This is a genomic window from Sporomusa aerivorans (genome assembly GCF_041428895.1).
GTDB lineage: Bacteria > Bacillota > Negativicutes > Sporomusales > Sporomusaceae > Sporomusa > Sporomusa aerivorans.
Genome location: NZ_CP156926.1, coordinates 4,246,124 through 4,263,875, shown reverse-complemented (window position 1 = coordinate 4,263,875; position 17,752 = coordinate 4,246,124). Strand labels below are relative to the sequence as shown.

Here is a 17,752-nt window from a genome sequence, read left to right as displayed (position 1 = left end):
TGCTCAGCCTGGACGGCTGAATTTACTAGGATACATATTTTCAGGAGGTGCTCTTATGGCCGAAGCTTCACTGAAAGGTGAACAGAGAGTATTCATGACAGGCAATGAGGTGTGTGCCTGGGCTGCGGTAGCAGCTAAAGCCGATATTATGTATGGCTACCCAATTACACCGCAAAATGAAATCATGCATTATTGGACAAGGCTTGCTCCCAAATACGACAAACGCTTTCTCCAGACGGAAGATGAGATCTCGGCAGGCTTTACAACTCTTGGCGGTGTTATGTCGGGAAGAAAAGCGTTTACGGCGACAGCCGGTCCCGGCAATGTGCTTATGCAAGAATCGGCCGGTATGGCGGAAATGATGCGGCTGCCCATCGTATACATAATCCAACAGCGTGGCGGTCCGTCCACAGCTACTGTTATTTATGCTCAGCAGGAAACGTTACTAACGACCTTTGGCGGTAATGGCGAAGGACACCGTATTGTATATTCGACTGCTACCCATCAAGAGTTATTTGATTATACAATCAAAGCCTTCAACGCGGCCTGGAAATACCGTTTTCCGGCATTTGTTCTCGGCGATGGCTATCAGGCAAAAATGCGTGAGCCTTTAACTATTTATGATCCGGCAGAAAAAGGTATGGAACTGGTGAACGCGGAAGCCCTCCTGGGTGATACTGAAAAGCCGGATCGCGGCTTCAAACATTTACGTAATACTTACAATACGGAAGATGAGCTATACGAAGTTGTCATGAAAAATCAGCGGGATTGGGATAAAATGGCGGGGGAAGTGGTTGAGTGGGATGCTCAGGGCTGCGAGGATGCCGAAGTTATTCTACTGACGCATGGTATTGTGTCGCGTGCTGCGCTGACTGCCTACAATCAACTGCGGGCTGAGGGCAAAAAGGTTGGCTACTTCCGGCCGATAAGTGTTCGACCATTCCCTGGTCAACAATTAAAGGATGCTATTAAAGGCGCAAAGAAACTGCTTCTCGCCGAATCCGCCTATGGTCAGCTCTTAAAACTGGTGCAACATGAAATTTACGGTAGCAACATTACCATTGTGCCCATGCTTCGTCCGGGTGTAGGCATTACTACGGAAGAAATTCTTGAAGAATATAACAAACTGTAAAAACAGGAGGGAGGACTACCATGCAAGAGCTTAAAGAAAATGACATTCTTCAGCCGGCAATACCTTCAAGCTGGAATGAAGAAACTAAACCGCATAAATTTTGTCCTGGCTGCGGCCACGGAATTATTCTGAAATGTCTTGGTGAGGCTATTGACGAACTAGGCATCCAGGCTAAGATGGTATTCGGCTGTGATATTGGCTGTTCATTACTGGCCTGGGATTTCTTCAATGTGGATACTGTACAGACTCACCACGGCCGGACAACCCCGGTAATTACCGGCATGAAGCGGGCCAACTCCGATATAATTGGCGTCGCCTACATGGGGGACGGTGGCGGTTATGCGATTGGATCGCAGCATCTGTTTAACGCGGCTGTCCGTGGAGAAAAGATTACTATCATATTGTGCAACAACTGTAACTATGGTATGACGGGCGGTCAGATGGCACCGACTACATTGCCGGGCATGAAAACGGAAACAACGCCATATGGCCGTGATGTAGAACAGACCGGACAACCCACCAAGGGACCGGAAATGGTTGCGGCTGTGGCGCCTGAGGGGGCGTATGTCGCTCGCGGCACTATCGCCAATGTCCGCCAGCTTAAAGGTTTTATCAAAAAAGCCCTGCAAAATCAAATCGATGGCAAAGGTATTTCTTTTGTGGAATGCCTATCCTCCTGTCCGACGAACTGGCGTACCAATGCCAAACAAACCTGGGAATTCGTCGAAAAAGACATGGCTCAATACTTTAAAGTCGGTGAACTTCGTACGCCGCAAGTAAAGGAGGGCTAAAAACGTGGCAAAAGTTATTAAAGTAGCAATAGCTGGTGAAGGTGGCCAAGGTGTTCAGTCGATCGCGGAAATTTTAGCCGAAGCTGCCAATGAAGAAGGCAAAAACGCTTTATATATTCCGAATTTTGGTGTCGAGCAGCGCGGTGGTGTTTCTATCGCGTTTGTTCAAGTCAGTGATGGTGAAATCGGCGCTCCCAAGTTTCAAAAAGCTGACATTCTTATTCCGGTCAGCCCGCGTGCGGTGCAGCGCACTAAAATGTATGCAGGCCAAGACACCGTGTATATCTATGATAATTCCTTAATCCAGGAAGGCGAAGTAAATGATAATATAGTTGGTCTTCAGTATTTTGATGTAACGCCGCCATGTCCGACCGCCGAGGCGCCTAATGCCGACTTGCCCCAGGACATGATTGCCGGTGAGCCAAAGACCTGCTCCTACACCAAGCCGGGCCCCGGGGTAGACCCCGATGAAATTCCTGAAGTGAAAAAGGTTGTAGCCATCCCTGCCAACGATATTGCTAAAAATGAACTGCATCCCAGGGTATTTAATATCATTATTCTGGGAGCCGTGATTGCCGCAACCGAAGTGCTGCCTATGAATAGTATTAAACAGGCGTTGGAAACAAAGCTGGGTGAGAAATTCAAGCAAAATCCTGAACTGCGGGACATGAACTTTAAAGCTTTGGAACGTGGCTATCAACTAATCAAGAGTGCTATGTAAGGAGGGGGAAAAATGTCTAAAGTTATTTGGAAATCTGCAAAATATGACAGCGAAAAAGGCCTCTGGGCTAATTTCCCTAATCTCTGCAAGGGATGCGGTCTGTGCATCGAGAAATGTCCGGTAAAATGCATAACCTGGTCGGAAGACCTGGGAGTATACGGTACGCCCCGTGTTGAAGCCGATATGAAAAAGTGCATTCTTTGTGGCATTTGCCAGATGGTATGTCCGGATTGCGCCATTCGCGTGGAAAAAAATAAATAAAAGACTACTAACCTTGTAGACTACTACTGGTAAAATGGTGTATTATAGAAACAGATTTTGTCTTGTAGGTGATTATCTAGTGAGCAAATTCCCCAACAACATTTTTGGTATAATTCAAGACGACCTTGTCGCTGTTGAACAGGAACTGTATACTATAATACAATCGCCGGTTGAATTGGTGAATGATATTAGTACCCATCTGGTACAGGCGGGCGGTAAACGTCTGCGGCCCGCTTTGTACCTGTTATGTGCCCGGGGGGGAAACCCCAGGCAGGAGGAACTCTTGCCAATGGCTGTAGCCATTGAACTTATTCATATGGCGACTTTGGTACACGATGACGTTATTGATAATGCTACGACACGACGTGGCCGGCAAACTGCGAACGCTCGCTGGGATAATCACAGCTCAGTGTTAACCGGGGATTATCTTTTCGCCAAAGCGTTTTCCGCAATAGCCTTGGGAGCAGAAAAGAAAATGCTGAAGATTCTGACCGATGTAATCTGCAGCATGTGTGAAGGTGAGATTGTTCAGTTGCGCGAGTCTTTTAATCCGGATCAGGATGAAGCTGATTACCGTCTCAGAGTATCCCAGAAAACGGCTGACTTTATTGCCGCCAGTTGCGAACTAGGCGCTATGTCCGGCGGACTTGATGAAGGAGATACAGCACAAGTCCGCGAATATGGTTACGCTATAGGGATGGCTTTTCAAATCACAGATGATATATTGGATATTACTGCTTCTGCTGAGCAGCTCGGAAAACCAGTAGGCAACGATTTGCGCCAGGGAATTGTAACCTTACCGGTAATTTACGCGTTAAAAAACAGCCCGCACCGGGATGAGCTTAGAAGTATAGTTACCAAACAGAATATGTCTGATGTTGATGTAAAGCGTGGTCTGGAGATTGTTCATGAAGCAGATGCTATTGAATACAGTTATGCGCAAGTAAACCATTTTTTACAGCATGCACGGAACATTTTGCCGGTAACATTAAATGGCTCTCTCAGAGATTCTTTATTGTCGGTAGCTGACTTTGTGGGCTTGCGAAAATTCTAGCATTACCGCGGAGGGCCGTATGTTTAAGCCTGTTAAAACAAAAAAAGTTTATGAAGAAATTATTGGACAAATTAAAAAGCTTATTATTGATGGTAAGCTGCAGCCGGGAGATAAGCTGCTATCTGAAAGGGAACTTGCTGAAACGCTGAACGTCAGCCGCGCGTCTGTACGGGAAGCGTTTAGTGCCTTGGAAATCATGGGAATCATTACCATTAGGCCGGGTGAGGGGAGCTTCGTCAAACAGGTTTCGTATGAGGGCATGATTGAGCCGTTGGCGTTTTTTCTGCAAATTGAATTTGACGATATTGTTCAGTTGCTGGAAGTACGCAAAATTCTCGAAATAGAAACTGCGGCGTTAGCTGCGGAAAGAGCTACGCCTAAAGATCTCGAAGCTATACAGCAAGCGCTTGTCGGTATGCTGGATGAAGTCAGTGCCGGCGGGATTGGCGAAGTGGGAGATGCGGCCTTTCATTTTTCTATTGCGCAGGCGGCCAATAATCCTATTTTAATACGACTAATGAACGCTATTTCCGACCTGTTAACAAAAACCTTCCGTACCTCGCGGCAGAAACTTTTTTTGATAGACAACATGCCGACATTGCTGCATCAATCGCATTATGAGATTTATGAAGCAATTGCGGCCCGCAATCCCCGGCTTGCCAAGAGAAAAATGCAAGAACATCTCAGTATGGTTGAAACTTTCCTCATTAAGATTAAAGAAGGACATCATATCAATACCCCGAAAAAGCGGGGCGACGCAAAAACATTGCATATTCCCCACGAAGATTACGGCTTTCCTTCGTAACTGTCTTAAAGGCATACTGAGGTAGCCGTATTTTTGCGAGTAGTGTGCAGCATTGTGTTTTTTGGGACTGGCAGGTATAATATAAGTGTTCAATATGAAGAGGGGGATGGAATTTATGTTTAGTTTCAGCATGCCGGAATTGGTTTTGATATTGGTAATTGCTCTGATTGTATTTGGTCCCGGAAAGCTACCGGAAGTTGGCAAGGCGATTGGCAAGGGAATTCAGGAATTTAGACGGGCAAGCAGCGACATTACCAGCCCCAAGGAAGAACCTGCAAAAGTAGAGACAAAACCCGACAGCAAACAGCCTGACGAGAAAAAGTGAGGGTGTTAGATGCCAGAGTATACGAGTGATGAGGAACAACGTAAACCGGTCGCTCAGACAGCTGAAAATACCGGTGTAGTATACAGTGACAAGGTGATCCGCGATGACGGCGGGGAAGCGGAAGCGTCCACCGAAACAGAACAGGCTGAAAAGGATGAAACGCAAGGGGCCATGTCACTCATTGGTCATCTTGAGGAACTTCGCCGCCGTATCATTGTAATCATTGCCGCTATTGCTACAGGCAGCATTGTTTGTTATTTCTATGCGGCTGAAATCACTGCACTGATTACCGCTCCGGCCGGCAAACTTTATTATATGAACCCGGCCGAAGCATTCTTTACATACTTGAAGGTTTCTTTTTTTGCCGGTTTTCTTTGCGCCTTACCCATTGTTATGTATCAGCTATGGGCGTTCATCGTTCCGGCAATGACCAATAAGGAACGTTCGGCCGGGATATTCTTAGTTCCGGCGTCAATTATTTTATTTTTTATTGGTTTGATTTTTTCATACTATCTTGTTTTGCCTGCCGGCATAAAATTTTTCATGGGCTTTGCCACCGATAACCTGCAGCCCATGTTTTCGATTGGACAATACATGTCTTTCGTTATCTCATTTTTATTGCCGTTTGGCTTTATCTTTGAGCTGCCGTTGTTTATACTGGTAATGGCCAAATTGGGCATTATCAGTTCAGCCTTTTTGACCGCTAAACGCAAGCTGGTTCTTGTTATGTCTTTCGTAATCGGGGCGGTTATATCGCCGACTCCTGATGTTTTTTCACAGACTATGGTGGCGGTTCCGGTGATTTTGTTATATGAAATTAGTATTCTGATTGTAAAATATGTATTGCGGAAGTAGCAGTTTTTTACCTCATAGCTTGAAAGGAGCATTGTAAGTGGCTTATAATGACCTGCGGGAATTTATTGCTGCATTGGAATCGCGCGGTTGGCTTAAACGAATTAGTCAGCCTGTCGATTGTGAACTGGAAATTACCGAAATTACCGACCGGGTCTCCAAAATGCAGGGAAATAAGAATGTTGCTTTATTATTTGAGAATGTAAAAGGCTATGACATGCCGGTGCTTATGAACGCTTTCGGCAGCATGGAGCGAATGGCTTTAGCGCTTGGTGTCGAAAAAATAGATGATATTGCCCAGGAAATACGACAAATACTTAAACTTCCCTATATTTCCTTACAGAATAAGTTGGATTTGGTTAAGATTATTCCGTCTGCCAAGCGAGCCGTTAACTTTCCTAAATATGTGAAAAGTGCCCCGTGCAAAGAGGTTATAATTAAAGACAAGCCATCTTTGGAAAAGTTTCCGATATTAAAATGCTGGCCGGGAGATGCCGGACGGTTTATTACTTTACCGCTGGTATTTACGAAAAACCCAATTAACGGCAAACGAAATGTCGGTATGTACCGTTTGCAGGTTTTTGACCATCAGACAACAGGTATGCATTGGCATATTCACAAGAACGGCGCCGAAAATTTTCGCGCTCACCGGGAGCTTGGCAAAGATAAGATTGAAGTGGCTGTTGCGATTGGTGGTGATCCTGCGATTACCTACTCCGCTACTGCGCCATTGCCGCGAGATATTGATGAAATGGTTTTCGCCGGTTTTTTGAGGAAGAAATCAGTTGAGATGGTTAAGTGCGAGACGGTTGACGTTGAAGTGCCGGCAGGTTCAGAGATTGTTCTTGAAGGTTATGTGAATATGGATGAGCTTAGAGTAGAAGGGCCTTTTGGCGATCATACCGGCTACTACTCCCTTGCCGACAATTATCCGGTTTTCCACATTACCTGCATAACTCACCGGAAAAACCCCATTTATCCGGCAACAATAGTTGGTAAGCCGCCTATGGAGGATTGTTTCCTGGCAAAGGCTACAGAACGTATCTTTTTGCCTGTTTTGCAAACTCAACTGCCGGAAATTATTGATATTAATCTGCCGCTGGAAGGCGTATTCCACAATTGCGCTGTCGTTTCAATTAAGAAGAGTTATCCCCAGCATGCCAAAAAAGTAATGCACGCTATCTGGGGAATGGGGCAGATGATGTTTACTAAAATGATTATTGTCGTGGACGCCCATGTTAATATACAGGATATGAATGAAGTGTGGTGGCGGGTGTTTAATAATATTGACGCCCGGCGCGATATTGTTATGGTAGACGGACCCCTTGATGTGCTTGATCATTCCTCGCCGATGCCTAACTGGGGGACAAAAGTAGGTATTGATGCGACCAAATCCTGGCCCCAAGAGGGGCAAACCCGTGAATGGCCTGACGAGATTACTATGTCGGAAGACGTAAAACGAATGGTTGACGCTAAATGGAAGGCGTTAGGTCTTGAGTAAATTAAAGTCCCATCTCGATAATATTGCTTTGTCCCATACGGTATTTGCGCTGCCGTTCGCCTATATGGGAGCTTTTTTAGCGTCAGGTGGTTTGCCAAGCGGACATGACCTCTTATGGATTACCTTGGCCATGATTGGGGCCCGCAGTGCGGCCTTGGCTCTCAATAATTTCATAGATTTAAAATATGACCGTTTACATCCCCGTTTCACACAGCGCCCCATGGTTACCGGCAAGGTGAAACCATGGGAGGCAATTTTGCTGATTATTGTAAGTTTATTGCTGTTTTTGCTGGCTGCCTCCCAATTAAATCCTTTATGTCTTAAGCTTTGGCCGCTGGCGCTTATTCCGTTTGTTATCTACCCCTATATGAAACGCCTTTCCTGGACCTGTCATCTGGTTTTGGGGCTGGCGCTGTCGGTGGCGCCGATCGGTGCCTGGGTGGCTGTCAGGGGGGACATTTCTTCCGCAGTATTGTTTTTGGGATTATCTGTCGGCGTGTGGATTGCAGGCTTTGATGTTATCTACGGCTGCCAGGATGTGGCCTTTGATAAAGCGCAAGGGCTGAATTCTATGCCGGTCCGCTTTGGTGTCCGGGGGGCATTACGACTGGCAAGATTAATGCATTTCGTCAGTGTTGCCGGCTTTGCGGCTGTTGGCCTGATGCTGAATTTACAGCTTATTTATTTTGCCGGTGTGATACTGGCAGCCTGTGTGTTAGTGTATCAGCATTCCATAGTCAGCCCGGAAGATCTGAGTCAGGTTACCCAGCGTTATTTTATGCGCAACGGCTTGGTTAGTATTTTGTTGTTTATTTTTACTTTTTTCGCTCTACCATAAAGGAGCAACTATTCTCGCAAATCCAAAAAACGATGGCTTAAAATCTCCCTAACTTTCTGTTAGGGAGATTTCTGTATATTATATAATTGTCGACAAATTTCAACAATAATATTTTTTTTGAATAGTTAAAAACAAGCAGGAATTTCAGAATAAAAAGCGAATTTTTTCCATTGGAATGTATGTGAAATAACAAACAAGTTAATGCGTCTAAGTTTTAACTGTTTGTTATTTCGAGTAAAACGGACAAGTGGGAGGATAAAAAAATCATGAGTATGTTAGACCAATCCTGCTCCGATTTTTTGGAAGTGCTTGCCTCTAAAGCTCCGGTACCGGGCGGCGGCGGTGCAGCAGCCCTTGGCGGTGCAATCGGCATGGCTCTTTCCAACATGGTCGGAAATTTGACTGTAGGCAAAAAGAAATATGCCGAAGTAGAAGATGAAGTCAAAGAACTCATCGCTAAAGGCGACAAGGTTATTGCCGAGTTAAAAGCTTTGGTTGATGAAGATGCCGCCGTTTTCGAACCTCTTTCCAAAGCCTACGGCTTACCGAAAGACACTCCGGAGCAGATTGCTTATAAAGAACAGGTTATGGAAAAGTGTTCAAAAGATGCCTGTGACGGGCCAATGCAGATTATGCGCAAATGCTTTGAAGGTATTAAAATTCATGAACGTATGGGGCAGATCGGCACCAACCTGGCTATCTCGGATGTCGGCTGTGGCGTAGTATTCCTGAAGTCTGCTTTGATTAGCGGCATGCTCAATGTCGTAATTAATCTCAATACCATAAAAGATCAGGAATATGTCAATAAAAACCGTGCGGAAATGGAACAGCTGCTTGCTGAAGGTTCCAAGATCGCAGATGCTACTTTAGAACTGGTACTTAACAAAATAAAAAAATAGGAGGAATTTGGGTATGGCCGAAAGATTAGCCGGCAAGGCCGTTGCTGATGCCATGAAGGAGGAACTCTCCCAAAAGGTTACAGCAATTAAAGCCAAAGGAATTACTCCCAAATTAGGCATTATCCGGGTTGGGGCCCGTCCTGACGACCTTTTTTATGAAGGCGGCGCCAAAAAAACCTGTGATTCAATAGGTATGGCCTATCAAGTTTTCGAATATCCCGCCGATATTGATCAGTCTGCTTTTGAACAAGCAGTAATTGCTGTTGGCGCCAATAAAGAAATCAATGGTATTTTAATGTTTGCTCCCCTGCCTAAGCAGTTGGATGAAAAGAAAATTCGCAGCCTGATTCCTGTGGAGAAAGACGTAGACTGCATGACTATCGGCAGCGCTGCTAAAGTTTACACAGATGATCCGACCGGCTTTCCGCCTTGTACGCCTACTGCCTGTATGGATATTTTGAAGTTTTATAATATCCCCTTAAAAGGTAAGAAAGCAGTAGTATTAGGCCGTTCCCAGGTTGTTGGCAAACCTGTGGCCATGCTGCTGCTCAGGGAACACGCCACGGTTACCATCTGCCATTCACGGACTGATGATTTACCGGCCGTTTGCGCCGATGCCGATATTCTTATCGCTGCCGTTGGCCGCGCTAAAATGGTGAAGGCTAATTTCGTAAAACCCGGTCAGGTTGTAATTGACGTAGGTATTAATGAAGATCCCGACAATCCTGGCAAGTATTGCGGCGATGTTGATTATGCCGAAATTGAGCCGGTCGTGGCTAAAATTACCCCGGTTCCCGGCGGCGTTGGCTCGGTAACTACCATCGTTCTCTGTAAGCAGACCCTTCAGGCTTGCGAAATGCAAAACGGCCTGGCTTAGTCTTATTTGTTAATTCTGCTTCATTGCACTAGGAGGCACGTCTGATGCAAACCGGTAAAAGCACTTCACAGCATCTGCAGGAAGGTTATCAACTGGCGTATGAGAAAGCCTGCGCTAACTTAGCTGCTAAAAATCCGGAAGAAATGGCCGTAAACAGTGGTGCTGAGTTTGACAGTAGCAGAAATGTATTTACTCTGCGATATATAAATGAGGTATATACAATCAGTTATCCTGACGGTGAAGTTAAATTTGCCGGCAGCCTGGAACCGGTCCCGGTAGCCGCCAAGGTTGTTATGCTGCATTATTTGCTTACTGCCGGCGGACAGCCCGTCAGCGGGCAGGTAATCTCTTTCAAAGAGATTCCGGGCGGGATGATTTATTTACAACCGTTTAACGGTCGGGTGCTTGGCGGTTTCAAAGCGATCTTTGGCAAAAATGCCGGCATGCTGACGAAAGTCGGTGAAAAGCTTGGCATTGGTTTTGCCAAATATGGCGACACCGCTGTTACTATGAATGTCTTACCTCGCATTCCGGTTACTTATGTGATTTGGGAAGGGGATGAAGAATTCCCTGCCAACGCTACTGTGTTATTTGATGCTACGGCCCAGTATTATCTTCCGACTGAGGATTTAGTGGTTGCTGCCGCAGCTGGAGCCAGTTTGCTTAATAAAACAGTCAGAACACTTAGTTAGTCCAGTCTAAAGAGAAGACTCTCAAAAGTTAACAGATAATTTAATAAATACAAGCAATATGCAATATTGTGTAAACTATTGCGGTTTGTATAATAAAGTGGGAATGAGGAGGTGAAGATTTGAAAATCGCAGTCTCCGGCAAAGGCGGCGTCGGTAAAACGTCTGTCTCTGCCAGCTTAGCTAAATTATTTGCCCGCGATGGTCGACGCGTATACGCAGTCGACGCTGATCCTGATGCAAGTTTAGGTCTTGCATTGGGGATTCCTGATGATATCTTGGCTAAAGTAATTCCGCTAATTGACATGGAGGAAGTGATCAAGGCGAAGAGCGCAGGCGGTGGTCTGCTATATAGTCTTAATCCGGACGTCGATGATGTATTAGACGAGTATTCCATTAGCGTGGGTAACATCAAATTTTTACGTATGGGTGCTGTTAAGCCGGGTGGCTCAGCATGTTATTGCCGTGAAAATGCTTTTCTGTACTCGGTTGTCGATTCCCTGATCCTGGACAAAGATGATGTAGTTATTCTTGATATGGGAGCGGGAATCGAGCATCTGACCCGTGGTACTTCAAAAGGCATGGATCTCATGATTGTAGTTACCGAACCTAGTAAGACCAGTGTTCAGACGGCCCGGGTAGTAATGAAGCTGGCTGAAGATTTGGGCATTGATGTTGTAAAGGTAATTGCCAATAAAATACGCTCTCCGAAAGAAGAAAAATTCATCCAGGAACAGTTTACTGCTCAAGAACTGTTAGGCGTCATTCGTTTTGATGATGATCTGCTGGATGTTGCTCTCGGAAACGAAGCAGACATACTTACCGGAGCCTTTAAAGCGACTTTGGAGGAAATATATGCGCGGATAGGCGCAAACTTCAAGTCTTAAAGATTTTAAGGGAATAATTCACACAATATTAGGAGGTAAGTCAAAGAATGTCTTTTAAAAGTGACGTAGAAATCGCCCAAGAGGCGAAGATGTCCCCCATCGTTGATGTTGCTAAAGAGCTTGAAATCCCCGCAGAAGAACTGGAGCTTTATGGTAATTACAAGGCGAAAGTTTCCCTTAAAACCTGGGAGCGCATAAAAAATCGTCCTGACGCTAAGTTGATCCTGGTTACTGCTATTAATCCGACTCCGGCTGGCGAAGGCAAAACCACTACAACTGTTGGTCTTGGCGACGCTCTACGGAAAAAAGGTAAGAAAATTGTAATTGCTCTGCGTGAACCATCTCTTGGACCTTGCTTCGGTGTTAAAGGCGGTGCTGCTGGCGGCGGTTATGCCCAAGTAGTGCCGATGGAAGATATCAACCTTCACTTCACTGGCGATTTCCACGCAATTACCACTGCCCATAACCTCCTGGCAGCTATTATTGACAATCACCTGCATCATGGCAATGCTCTTGGTATTGATCCCCGTCGTGTAACTTGGCGCCGGGTGCTTGACCTCAATGAGCGTGCTCTTCGTTTTATCGTGTGCGGTCTTGGCGGCAAAGCCAATGGCGTGCCGCGTGAAGGTGGCTTCGACATCACCGTTGCTTCTGAAATGATGGCCATCCTTTGTCTGGCTAAAGATCTTGATGACATGAAAGAGCGTATCGGCCGTATTATTGTAGCCTATACTCTTGATGGCAAGCCGGTTACTCCTAACGATCTTAACGTAACAGGCGCTTTGACCCTGCTGTTCAAGGATGCTATTAAACCTAACCTTGTTCAAACCCTCGAGAACACTCCTGCCTTCGTTCATGGCGGACCCTTCGCCAATATCGCTCACGGCTGTAATAGCGTATCTGCTACCAAATATGCTATGAAGCTTGCTGACATTGTTGTTACCGAGGCTGGCTTCGGTGCTGACCTTGGTGCGGAAAAGTTCCTCGACATCAAGTGCCGTTTTGCTGGTTTCAAACCGGCTGCTGTTGTTATCGTGGCTACTGTCCGCGCTCTCAAAATGCATGGCGGCGTTCCCAAAACCGAACTTGTTGGCGAGAATATGGCTGCTCTTGAAAAAGGGCTTGCTAACCTTACCAAACACATCGAAAACATGCAGAAATACGGTTTGCCGACCGTTGTTGCCATCAATGCTTTCCCGACCGACACTGCCAAAGAACTTCAATTCGTGGAAGACAAATGCAATGCTATGGGTGCGGAAGTGGCTCTTTCCGAAGTCTGGGCCAAAGGCGGCGAAGGCGGCCTGGCGCTTGCTGACAAAGTTCTGGCAGCTTGTGAAAAGCCCAACAGCTTCAAATTCATCTATGATGAAAAAGCTCCGATCAAAGATAAAGTTGCCGCAATCGCCACAGAAATCTATGGCGCTGACGGCGTAAATTATACACCAGCAGTCGAAAAGACGATTCAGGAGCTTACTAAACTTGGCTTTGACAAAACTCCGATTTGCATGGCTAAGACACAGTATTCCCTGAGTGATGATATGGCTAAACTGGGCCGTCCTACCGGCTTTACCATTACTGTGCGTGAGCTTCGTGTAGCTGCTGGTGCTGGCTTCCTGGTAGCAATTACCGGCGAAATCATGACCATGCCTGGTTTGCCGAAGCAACCGGCAGCTGAGAGAATGGATATTGACAATGCCGGCAAAATTGTTGGACTGTTCTAATCGTTTAATAATTTGCTAATATCGGAATTTTTTTATAAAGCTTGCAGGTATTCGCTCGCCTAAGGGCGAATACCTGTACAATAGGTTTGTGAAAAAATCCTCATAATGTAACCCTGGGTAGCTAAACTCCTTGTAAGTGGTTTTACAGAAAAACAACTATGATGAACATAGGGAGGAAAAGAAGAATGTCCGAAAAAAGAACAATCGACGTGGCAGCCACTCAGATGCTGGATAAAGCCAAAGAAATCGGCTTTTTAACAACATTTGACCGCGCCAAAGCCCAAGAGCCCCGTTGTACCTTCGGCAATACTGGTATTTGCTGCCGTATTTGCCTCCAAGGCCCATGTCGTATCCTGCCGAAGAAACCTGGCGGTAACAAAGGTATCTGCGGCGCGGCTGACTACACTATCGTTGCTCGTAACACGGTTCGTTACATTGCCGGTGGCTCTGCTGCTCACTCCGACCATGGTCGCCACATTGCTGAAACAGTTTTGCATGTTGCTGAGGGCAAACTGAAAGATTATCAAATTACTGATACTACCAAACTTATGGCTGTTGCTAAGAAAATCGGTGTTGAAACCGAAGGTCGCGATGTAATGGCTGTTGCTAAGGATGTCGCTACTGCCGCTCTTGATGAGTTTGGCCGCGTAACCGAAGACGAAATTACCTGGGTTAAAGCTAACTCCAATGAAAGCACTCTGGAAGTTCTCCGCAAAACCAATATTATGCCTAGTGGCATCAATTTAAGTCTTGCCCAACTTCTGCATCAAACTCATGCCGGTAATGACGCTGATCCGGTTAATATTATCTTTGGTGGTCTGAAGGCTGCTTTGTGTGACTATGACGGTATGGCTTTGGCCACTGATCTGTCCGATATTCTGTTCGGTACTGGTGTACCTGTGGTAACAGAGGCTAACCTTGGTGCCATCAAAGCCGATAAAGTAAATATTGCTCTCCATGGCCACAACCCGCTGCTCTCGCAAATGGTTGTTAAAGCTGCCAAAGAGATGCAAGAGGAAGCTAAAGCTGCTGGCGCTGCAGGCATAAATCTCGTTGGTATCTGTTGTACCGGTAACGAAGTCCTGACTCGTGAAGGCGTAGCTATTGCTACTAACTTTGCTACTCAGGAATTAGCTATTCTGACAGGTGCTATGGACGCCATGGTTGTTGACGTTCAATGCATTATGCCTTCTCTCCGTACTTTGGCAGAGTGCTATCACACTAAGATTGTTACTACAATGCCCATCATGAAGATCCCTGGATCCTACCATATGGCTTTTGATGAGCATAATGCTCTTAACAGCGCAAAAGAAATCATTCGCCTGGCAATTGATGCTTACAAAAACCGTGATGCTGCAAAAGTTTGCATCCCTGACGTTCGTAATACTGTTGTTGCCGGTTTTACTCTTGAATCCCTGCTCAATATCTTCAAGAAAATTAATGCCGACGCTCCTATCAGAGTTCTTGCCGATGCCATCGAAGCTGGCGAAATTAAAGGTGTTGCTTTGTTCGCTGGCTGTAACAACCTTAAAGGTACTCATGATGAAAACCATTTTACCATGGCCACCGAATTGGCTAAAAACGATGTTTTCATTGTTGCTACTGGTTGTGCCGCCCAGGCATTTGCTAAGGAAGGCCTATTAAATGGCGAAGGCGTTAAGAAATATGCTGGCGAAGGCCTCAAAAAACTATTTGCCCGTCTTAATGCAGCTGCAGGTTTAACTGCCGAATTGCCGCTGGTATTCCACATGGGATCTTGCGTTGATAACAGCCGTGCTCAAGACCTGGCTAACTTACTTGCTAAGGAAATGGGTCTTCCCAATCGCGATGTTCCTTATGTTGCTTCAGCTCCGGAAGCTATGTCCGAAAAAGCTGTCGCTATCGGTTCCTGGAACGTGGCTCTTGGTAACCCTGTACACGTAGGCGTTGTCGCTCCGACTGTTGGTAGCCAACTTGTTAATGATGTTGTTACCAAAGTTGCTGAAGACGTATTTGGCGGTTTCTTCTTCTGGGAAACTGATCCGGTTAAAGCTGCTGGAAGACTTGTTGAAATTCTTGAAGAGCGCAACTGGAAAAATGCTATGCGGAAAAAAGCTATCCAAGCTAAAGAAGCTAACTAGTAGTAATTTCTTTAGTAACAATAGCCATTAGCTACCCTTTAGATATTAGAGAAAATGACTCTATGAAGGAGGACGAAAAACAATATGTCTATGGAGCTTTTTAAAGGCGCCTATGAAGGTGCTGTGACAGCTACCAGCTATGCGGAAATTCTTCTGGCAAAAGCCATTAAGGAATATGGTGCCGACTGCCCGGTTAAATATCCTGATACTGCTTACAGACTGCCGGTAATCACTGCTCTGAGCGGTGAAGAGGTCAATACTATTGGTGATCTGGCCCCCATCTTAAACCGGGTTCGGACTACCAATATCAGAGAAGAACTGACTTTTGAAAATGCAAAATTAAACGGTGAAGCTACTCTGTATGCCGCAGAAGTCATCGAAGCTCTGCGCTATCTGAAAGGTGCAAAACCTGACCAATTTCCGTATACCGGTTTCATATCTGACCCGATTCTCCGTAAATTCGGCGTACCTTTGGTTGACCAAACCATCCCTGGTGTTGCCGTTATCGTTGGTAAAGGCAAAGACAGCAAATCCACTGCGAAAATGGTTAAAGACCTTCAATCCAAAGGTATCATGATCTTCCTGGCCAATGAAGTTATCGAACAATGTATTGAAGAGAACGTTAAAATCGGTGCCGACTTCATTACCTTCCCGCTCGGTAATTTCACCCAGGTTATTCATGCCGTTAACTTTGCCTTCCGTGCCGGTCTTGCTTTCGGTGGCATTCCTGCCGGGCAGCGTGAACGGGCTATTGAATACCAAGCTAAACGCGTACTTGCTTTCGTTATCCAGCTTGGTCCTAACGATATTGTTAAGTTTGCTGCCGAGTTCGGCGCTATCTTCATGGGCTTTCCGATCGTTACCGACCAGCCTGTTGCCGAAGAAATTCCTGACTGGTATCAATCCGAACCGGATTATGAAAAAATCGCTAAGCTTGGCCTTGAACTTCGCGGTATCAAGATTAAAATTGTTGATATCCCTGTGCCTATTACCATCGGACCTGCTTTCGAAGGTGAAACCATCCGTAAGAAGGATGCTTGGGTTGAGTTCGGCGGCGGTCGTTCCACCAGCTTCGAGCTCGTTCGCATGTGCGAAGCCGAAGAAGTCGAAGACGGCAAAATCCAGGTTATCGGACCTGAAATCGACGAAATGCCCGAAGGCAGCGTTTTCCCGCTTGGCTTCATGATTGATGTCTATGGCCGGAAGATGCAGGAAGACTTTGAAGGCGTACTTGAGCGTCGCGTTCACTATTTCACTAACTACGGTGAAGGCCTCTGGCACGTAGCGCAGCGTAACATGATGTGGGTGCGTATTGGTAAGAATGCTAAAGCTGCAGGTTTTAAAATTAAAGACTTCGGTGAAATTCTTATTGCCAAATTCAAATCCGATTATCCTGCCATTATTGACCGTGTTCAGGTTACCATCATTACCGACAAAGACGTTATTGAAGATAAAATCAAGATTGCAATCGAGAAGTATGCTGCCCGTGACGCCCGTCTCAAAGGTCTCACCGACGAAGCAGTCGATACTTGGTACACATGCACACTCTGCCAGTCATTTGCACCTAACCATGTGTGTATTGTAACGCCAGAGCACGTAGGCTTGTGCGGTGCTGTTAGCTGGCTGGATGCCAAAGCCTCCAATGAAATTACCCCAACCGGCCCCAATCAGCCGGTTCTAAAAGGCGAATGCATAGATCCTGTAAAAGGTCAGTGGCAAACCCTTAATGAGTTCTTCTATACAGGCTCCAACCGGACGATAGAAAAGGTTAATTTTTATACCATGATGGAAGATCCGATGACTTCCTGCGGTTGCTTCGAAGCTATCATGGCTGTACTACCATTGTGTAACGGCGTTATGATTACTACTCGTGAACATAGTGGCGATACTCCTTGCGGCATGAACTTCTCCGCTCTAGCCGGCACTTGCGGCGGTGGTATTCAAACTCCTGGTTTCATGGGAATGGGCCGTCGTTACCTCTGCAGCGCTAAGTTTATTCCAGCAGACGGTGGTTTGGGACGTGTTGTCTGGCTGCCAAAAGAACTTAAAGAATTCTTGGGCCAAGACTTGGTAGATGCTGCAGTTGCTGCCGGTTTGGGTGCTGACTTTGTTGATAAGATTGCCGATGAAACCGTTGGCATAACCGAAGACGAGATTTATCCGTTCCTCGAAGAAAAAGGACATCCGGCTCTTACAATGGATCCGATTATGTAGCAACCACTTACCCTAGTCACCTAATTTTAGCAAGAATGCGGGACACATCCCGGGGCCACAATATA

General features: G+C 46.0%; 17 protein-coding genes and 1 pseudogene. All 18 read left to right on the top strand.

Going from position 1 to position 17,752, the window contains the following annotated elements:
* Positions 1-55: 55 nt before the first annotated feature.
* The 18 genes and pseudogenes from SATMO3_RS20620 to acsB all read left to right on the top strand — a co-directional run bounded on the left by SATMO3_RS20620 (position 56) and on the right by acsB (position 17,687).
* Positions 56-1,132: a ferredoxin oxidoreductase gene (locus SATMO3_RS20620; RefSeq protein WP_371371618.1), complete on the top strand. Its 1,077-nt coding sequence runs from the start codon at positions 56-58 to the stop codon at positions 1,130-1,132.
* A 20-nt stretch (positions 1,133-1,152) separates the two neighbouring features.
* A complete protein-coding gene (locus tag SATMO3_RS20615) occupies positions 1,153-1,923 on the top strand; it encodes a thiamine pyrophosphate-dependent enzyme (protein ID WP_371371617.1) in 771 nt (256 codons plus the stop codon).
* Between the two features lie 4 nt (positions 1,924-1,927).
* Positions 1,928-2,644, top strand: coding sequence for a 2-oxoacid:acceptor oxidoreductase family protein (locus SATMO3_RS20610; protein ID WP_371371616.1), 717 nt, complete (start codon positions 1,928-1,930; stop codon positions 2,642-2,644).
* Between the two features lie 12 nt (positions 2,645-2,656).
* Entirely contained in the window at positions 2,657-2,905 is a 249-nt protein-coding gene (locus SATMO3_RS20605) for a 4Fe-4S binding protein (RefSeq protein ID WP_371371615.1), read from the top strand.
* 79 nt (positions 2,906-2,984) lie between these two features.
* Complete coding sequence (locus SATMO3_RS20600; RefSeq protein WP_371371614.1) at positions 2,985-3,959, top strand: polyprenyl synthetase family protein; 975 nt, start codon at positions 2,985-2,987, stop codon at positions 3,957-3,959.
* 19 nt (positions 3,960-3,978) lie between these two features.
* Positions 3,979-4,764: a FadR/GntR family transcriptional regulator gene (locus tag SATMO3_RS20595; RefSeq protein WP_371371613.1), complete on the top strand. Its 786-nt coding sequence runs from the start codon at positions 3,979-3,981 to the stop codon at positions 4,762-4,764.
* Between the two features lie 115 nt (positions 4,765-4,879).
* Positions 4,880-5,089, top strand: a complete 210-nt coding sequence (locus SATMO3_RS20590; RefSeq protein ID WP_371371612.1) for a twin-arginine translocase TatA/TatE family subunit — start codon at positions 4,880-4,882, stop codon at positions 5,087-5,089.
* A 171-nt stretch (positions 5,090-5,260) separates the two neighbouring features.
* On the top strand, positions 5,261-5,944 hold the full coding sequence (tatC, locus tag SATMO3_RS20585; RefSeq protein WP_371381763.1) for a twin-arginine translocase subunit TatC: 684 nt from the start codon (positions 5,261-5,263) through the stop codon (positions 5,942-5,944).
* A 37-nt stretch (positions 5,945-5,981) separates the two neighbouring features.
* Positions 5,982-7,442, top strand: coding sequence for a menaquinone biosynthesis decarboxylase (locus SATMO3_RS20580; protein ID WP_371371611.1), 1,461 nt, complete (start codon positions 5,982-5,984; stop codon positions 7,440-7,442).
* On the top strand, positions 7,435-8,280 hold the full coding sequence (locus tag SATMO3_RS20575) for a UbiA-like polyprenyltransferase (protein WP_371371610.1): 846 nt from the start codon (positions 7,435-7,437) through the stop codon (positions 8,278-8,280). The genes SATMO3_RS20580 and SATMO3_RS20575 overlap by 8 nt, the downstream gene beginning before the upstream one ends.
* Before the next feature lie 15 nt (positions 8,281-8,295).
* Positions 8,296-8,343, top strand: a pseudogene (locus tag SATMO3_RS20570) (KxYKxGKxW signal peptide domain-containing protein); the annotation flags it as partial.
* Positions 8,344-8,546: 203 nt separating this feature from the next.
* Positions 8,547-9,179 carry a cyclodeaminase/cyclohydrolase family protein gene (locus SATMO3_RS20565; RefSeq protein ID WP_371371609.1) on the top strand — a complete coding sequence of 211 codons (633 nt, stop codon included), beginning with the start codon at positions 8,547-8,549 and terminating at the stop codon, positions 9,177-9,179.
* Between the two features lie 13 nt (positions 9,180-9,192).
* Positions 9,193-10,056 carry a bifunctional 5,10-methylenetetrahydrofolate dehydrogenase/5,10-methenyltetrahydrofolate cyclohydrolase gene (locus tag SATMO3_RS20560; RefSeq protein ID WP_371371608.1) on the top strand — a complete coding sequence of 288 codons (864 nt, stop codon included), beginning with the start codon at positions 9,193-9,195 and terminating at the stop codon, positions 10,054-10,056.
* Between the two features lie 44 nt (positions 10,057-10,100).
* A complete protein-coding gene (locus SATMO3_RS20555) occupies positions 10,101-10,748 on the top strand; it encodes a DUF3786 domain-containing protein (protein ID WP_371371607.1) in 648 nt (215 codons plus the stop codon).
* 119 nt (positions 10,749-10,867) lie between these two features.
* Complete coding sequence (locus SATMO3_RS20550) at positions 10,868-11,632, top strand: P-loop NTPase (RefSeq protein WP_371371606.1); 765 nt, start codon at positions 10,868-10,870, stop codon at positions 11,630-11,632.
* A gap of 47 nt (positions 11,633-11,679) precedes the next feature.
* Complete coding sequence (locus SATMO3_RS20545; RefSeq protein WP_371371605.1) at positions 11,680-13,353, top strand: formate--tetrahydrofolate ligase; 1,674 nt, start codon at positions 11,680-11,682, stop codon at positions 13,351-13,353.
* 185 nt (positions 13,354-13,538) lie between these two features.
* Positions 13,539-15,473, top strand: a complete 1,935-nt coding sequence (gene cooS, locus SATMO3_RS20540; protein ID WP_371371604.1) for an anaerobic carbon-monoxide dehydrogenase catalytic subunit — start codon at positions 13,539-13,541, stop codon at positions 15,471-15,473.
* A gap of 84 nt (positions 15,474-15,557) precedes the next feature.
* On the top strand, positions 15,558-17,687 hold the full coding sequence (gene acsB / locus SATMO3_RS20535) for an acetyl-CoA decarbonylase/synthase complex subunit alpha/beta (RefSeq protein WP_371371603.1): 2,130 nt from the start codon (positions 15,558-15,560) through the stop codon (positions 17,685-17,687).
* Positions 17,688-17,752 lie beyond the last annotated feature (65 nt).

Excerpts from the sequence above, each read along its gene's own strand:
- SATMO3_RS20545 (WP_371371605.1), top strand. The coding sequence starts at position 11,680 with ATGTCTTTTAAAAGTGACGTAGAAATCGCCCAAGAGGCGAAGATGTCC.
- SATMO3_RS20565 (WP_371371609.1), top strand. The coding sequence starts at position 8,547 with ATGAGTATGTTAGACCAATCCTGCTCCGATTTTTTGGAAGTGCTTGCC.
- SATMO3_RS20615 (WP_371371617.1), top strand. The coding sequence starts at position 1,153 with ATGCAAGAGCTTAAAGAAAATGACATTCTTCAGCCGGCAATACCTTCA.
- tatC (WP_371381763.1), top strand. The coding sequence starts at position 5,261 with ATGTCACTCATTGGTCATCTTGAGGAACTTCGCCGCCGTATCATTGTA.
- SATMO3_RS20590 (WP_371371612.1), top strand. The coding sequence starts at position 4,880 with ATGTTTAGTTTCAGCATGCCGGAATTGGTTTTGATATTGGTAATTGCT.
- acsB (WP_371371603.1), top strand. The coding sequence starts at position 15,558 with ATGTCTATGGAGCTTTTTAAAGGCGCCTATGAAGGTGCTGTGACAGCT.
- SATMO3_RS20555 (WP_371371607.1), top strand. The coding sequence starts at position 10,101 with ATGCAAACCGGTAAAAGCACTTCACAGCATCTGCAGGAAGGTTATCAA.
- SATMO3_RS20560 (WP_371371608.1), top strand. The coding sequence starts at position 9,193 with ATGGCCGAAAGATTAGCCGGCAAGGCCGTTGCTGATGCCATGAAGGAG.
- SATMO3_RS20605 (WP_371371615.1), top strand. The coding sequence starts at position 2,657 with ATGTCTAAAGTTATTTGGAAATCTGCAAAATATGACAGCGAAAAAGGC.
- SATMO3_RS20595 (WP_371371613.1), top strand. The coding sequence starts at position 3,979 with ATGTTTAAGCCTGTTAAAACAAAAAAAGTTTATGAAGAAATTATTGGA.
- cooS (WP_371371604.1), top strand. The coding sequence starts at position 13,539 with ATGTCCGAAAAAAGAACAATCGACGTGGCAGCCACTCAGATGCTGGAT.
- SATMO3_RS20620 (WP_371371618.1), top strand. The coding sequence starts at position 56 with ATGGCCGAAGCTTCACTGAAAGGTGAACAGAGAGTATTCATGACAGGC.